The organism is Roseateles sp., assembly GCF_036404855.1.
GTDB lineage: Bacteria > Pseudomonadota > Gammaproteobacteria > Burkholderiales > Burkholderiaceae_C > Pelomonas.
In genome coordinates, this window is sequence record NZ_DASWYS010000039.1 from 1 (window position 1) to 2,251 (window position 2,251).

Sequence of the window (2,251 nt, forward strand, 5' to 3'; positions counted from 1 at the left end):
CCTTCATCAGCTCGTCGCGGTCCTTGCGCGGGTCCAGGCCCAGCACCTTCAGCTGGCCCTCGAACGGCGTCAGCCCGAGGATGGCTTTGAGGGCGGTGGTCTTGCCGGCCCCGTTCGGGCCGATCAGGCCGATGATCTTGCCCGCTTCGATCTCGAAGCTGGTGTCGTTCAGCGCAAGCTTGTTCTTGTAGGCCTTGCGCAGGCCGTGGGCCGACACCACGGTGTTGGCGATTGCAGCATTCATCACTTGATCCCCTTGGATTGCAGCAACTCTTCGATGGACAGGCCCAGGCGCTCGATACGCTCGGCGACGGCCGGCCACTCCTCGGTCAGGAACCGCTCGCGCTCGCTGCCGCGCAGCTTCCGGGCGGCTTCGTCGGTGACGAACATGCCCAGGCCGCGGCGCTTCTCGACCAGGGCTTCATCCGCCAGTTCCTGGTAAGCGCGCGAAACGGTAATCGGATTGAGCTGGTACTCGGCCGCCACCTGGCGGACGGAGGGCAGCGCGTCGCCCGGCTTCAGGATGCCGTCCAGCATCATGGCGATCACGCGGTCCTTCAGCTGACGGTAGATGGGAGCACCGTCGCTCCATTGGATGGGCGCCATGGGTCAGCTCCTCGGACGCAGGGATTGGCCGAAGGAGAAGTACGGCATGGCCAGCGAGGCCCGGGCACGACGCTTGTGCTGCGCCGGTTCCGCCGCGGTGCCGTCGCCGGTGATCTCGCCGACGTCCGTTTCCAGCGCGCCCACCAGCGTCGCGGGATCCACCTCGGACGTGCGGCCGCCGGACATGGCCGCCAGTGCGCCCGCCGCCAGCAGCAGGCCGCCGACGGTCAGGCTGGGCAGCGTGTGGGTCAGTTTCTGGTTCATGGCATCTCCCCGTGAGTTGGGTGAGTGGTGTTGTATTCAACTATAACACCAAAACACGGGTCGTCAACTGTCCGGGAACGTTTTGTCACCCAACTGAAGGCATACTTGTGATGTTCGCACTAGCGGGGTAGTGAAATGAAGCTCAAGTCGTTGAAAATACTTATGTTTATGGTCCTGGCGGGCGTGTCCGCAGCGGCCCTGGCGGCGGGTTTGCTGGACGTCAGCTACCGTCCGCTGGCGGGCAAGGCGCCGGTAAACCTGAAGAAGGCGTACGCGGGGCAGGTGCTGCTGATCGTGAACACCGCAAGTAAATGCGGGTATACGCCGCAGTACGAAGGACTGGAGTCCCTGCACCAGCGTTACGCCGGCCAGGGCTTCTCGGTGCTCGGGTTCCCGTCCAACGACTTCAAGGGCCAGGAGCCGGGCAGCGAGAAGGAGATCCAGGAGTTCTGCACGCTGACCTATGGTGTCAAGTTCCCCATGTTCGAAAAGGTTGTCGTGACCGGCGACAACGCTACGCCCCTGTACAAGTCGCTCGCGCAGGCAACGGGCACGGCGCCTGCGTGGAACTTCCACAAGTATCTGATCGGCAGGAATGGCCGCGTGGTCGCGAATTTCCCCAGCAAGACAGCGCCGGACGATCCCGCGCTGGTCGCTGCCATCGAGCGCGAACTGAAGGCACCGCGCGCTGCGCGTTGACGCGGTGCCTCGGCAGGTGGCCGGCGTGCCACAATATCGGTTTGGCGCCGCCATCGTGGCGCAGGTTCCAGGAGCAGGAAGGATGAAGCGGTCGGTTCGCGGCGCAGCCGTGTTGTTGGCAATCTCGTTTTCGATGTTGGGAGGCAGCGTGTCTGCACAGGAAAAAACCGCGCTGACCACCGAGCGCGACAAGGTCAGCTACGCCATCGGCGTGGACGTGGGCAACTCGCTGCAGCCGGTCGGGCCGTTCCTCGACACCGCCGCGTTCCAGCGCGCGATCGTCAACACCTTCGAAGGCAAGCCGAACCTCATCTCCGAGCAGGAAGCGCAGGCGACCGACCAGTTGCTGCGCGTCAACCTGGCCGTCGCCGACGGCCAGCCCATCCCGGGCATGCCGCCGGGCAGCGCGCCGCCGCCGGTCGACAAGACCAAGGTGGGTCTGTTCCTGGGCACGTACGTGGTCGGTCCGTCGCTGCTGCCGTTCAAGGACGAGATCGACCCCGCGACGCTGGTGCAGGCCGTGCGCACGATCACCGGCAAGACCGGCACGCCGCTGCTGTCGGTGGAGCAGGCGCAGGCCGAGATGCAGGCCTATCTCTCCAAGCGTCAGGCCACCGCCGGCCAGCGCAACCGCGATGAAGGCGCGAAGTTCCTCGCCGAGAACAAGGTCAAGCCGGGCGTG

The 2,251-nt window shown here is 65.3% G+C and carries 5 protein-coding genes; 2 read left to right on the plus strand and 3 right to left on the minus strand.

Annotated features, from left to right (window positions below):
* The 3 genes from VGF12_RS02310 to VGF12_RS02320 form a co-directional block, all read right to left on the minus strand.
* Positions 1-244 (minus strand): ATP-binding cassette domain-containing protein (locus VGF12_RS02310; protein WP_331174433.1); only part of this gene is annotated, 244 nt, incomplete at its 3' end.
* Positions 244-606 (minus strand): GntR family transcriptional regulator, encoded by a 363-nt coding sequence (locus VGF12_RS02315; RefSeq protein ID WP_062356164.1) that lies wholly within the window; start codon positions 604-606, stop codon positions 244-246. The genes VGF12_RS02315 and VGF12_RS02310, both read right to left, overlap by 1 nt.
* 3 nt (positions 607-609) lie before the next feature.
* Positions 610-870: a hypothetical protein gene (locus VGF12_RS02320; RefSeq protein WP_331174434.1), complete on the minus strand. Its 261-nt coding sequence runs from the start codon at positions 868-870 to the stop codon at positions 610-612.
* Positions 871-1,005: 135 nt separating this feature from the next.
* Between VGF12_RS02320 and VGF12_RS02325 the strand changes: the two genes are divergently transcribed.
* Both VGF12_RS02325 and VGF12_RS02330 read left to right on the plus strand, forming a co-directional pair.
* Positions 1,006-1,569 (plus strand): glutathione peroxidase, encoded by a 564-nt coding sequence (locus VGF12_RS02325; RefSeq protein WP_331174435.1) that lies wholly within the window; start codon positions 1,006-1,008, stop codon positions 1,567-1,569.
* Positions 1,570-1,651: 82 nt separating this feature from the next.
* Positions 1,652-2,251: FKBP-type peptidyl-prolyl cis-trans isomerase N-terminal domain-containing protein (locus VGF12_RS02330; RefSeq protein WP_331174436.1), on the plus strand; the 600-nt coding region annotated here is incomplete at its 3' end.